Raw genomic sequence first — 1,474 nt, 5'->3', positions numbered from 1 at the left:
GGCCGAGTCGCCGCCGAACGTCCACGACCTGCCCGCGCTCGTCCCCGACTGGGCCACCGCCCAGCCGCACACCCTGCCCGAACGCCTCCATGCCGCGATCCCCGCAGGCAGCCACGGCGTGCAGTTCTGGGCGGCCCTCGGCGACGACCCGCAGGGCGCCCGCCTCGGCCAGGCCCTCTACGCCGCCTCGCGTACCGCCGTGCTCGGCCATCGCCCGGTGGAACTGATGACCCGCGACCAACAGGGCATCCGTCGCTGGGAGTTCACCCCCGAAGGTGCCCTCATCACCGCCGACCCGGACCTGACCACCGCGTGGAACGCCTTCGACACCCAGGCCGAAATCCTGCACAACGCCACCCACACCCTCACCGACACCCCGCAGCTCCTGAACCGCCTCACCGCCGCCCTCCAGCAGGCCAACCGGGCGCACGCCACCGCCGTAGAGACCCATCGGAAGGCGCGGCTCGCGGTCACGGGCGCGATCGACGTCCACCGGCGGGCGACGGAGACGGCCGCCGCCTCCGCCGAGGCCGCGCGCAAGGCCGAGGCGCTGGTGAAACGGATGAAGCGGGACCTCGCGGAGGCCCGGAGCACCGTCACCACCCTGCCGTCGGTGATCCAGCAGCATGCGCGGGACGAGGCCACGGGCCGCCACGATCTGCAGACGGCCCTGGCGCGGCTGACGCAGACCGAGAACGCCGTGCGCACCGAGCGCATCGCCGCCGCGCGCGCCGCCGCCGAACAGGCCGCGAAGAACGGGCAGTCGAGTGCCGCTCCCGCTCCCGCCCCCGTGCCGGTTCCGCCCACCCCCGCCGTACCCGGCGCCCCGCGCTCCCACGAACCGGCGGCCGATGTCGCCGACGACCCCCGGGTGCGGGCCGTGCTCCCGGCAATCGCCGACGCGAACGACGCGATCCGGCAGGCGGCCACCCAACTTGCCGCCGAACGGCCCGAGTTGGACAAGGCGAAGCGCATCGTCGAGGTGGGCCCGACCCGCATCCGCCAGGAGGAGGGGAAGCACGAGGAGGCCGTGGAGAAGGCCCGGCAGGACGCGGCGGACGTCGTCCTCCAGGACCGGAACCTGCGGGAAGCCAGGAAGCAGGAGACCGTGGCCCAGGGCCGTGTGACCGAGGCCGAGAACGAGGTCACCCGGCGCAACGGGCGGGTCGTCGCCGCGGTCACCGCGCAGATACAGGCCGCCGCCGAACAGGTGTCGGCCACCGCCGCGTTGCCGGGTCTGTCCAGTGACGTCCAGGACAGTGCCCCGGCCCCCGAACAGTCGTTGCGCACCACCTTCGCCACCACCCCGCCCCGCTGGCCCACCCCCGACGGCCGACCCGCCCCTCTCCCGGCCGGCGGTCAGACTCACACCCCGGGGCCGGCCACCACGGCCGCATCCACGTCCACGCCCACGCCGAAGCCGACGAAACAGCAGCCGAAGAAGAGCGGGCCGTCCAAGTCCGGTACCAGCGGC

1 protein-coding gene is annotated in these 1,474 nt (G+C 74.4%); it reads left to right on the top strand.

Annotated features, from left to right (window positions below; translation table 11 throughout):
• The coding region (locus OC490_RS49040; protein ID WP_262064551.1) for a hypothetical protein at nt 1-1,474 on the top strand (1,474 nt) is incomplete at both ends.

Source organism: Streptomyces sp. STR69 (assembly GCF_024519455.1).
GTDB lineage: Bacteria > Actinomycetota > Actinomycetes > Streptomycetales > Streptomycetaceae > Streptomyces.
This window is presented reverse-complemented; position numbering and strand designations above follow the sequence as displayed.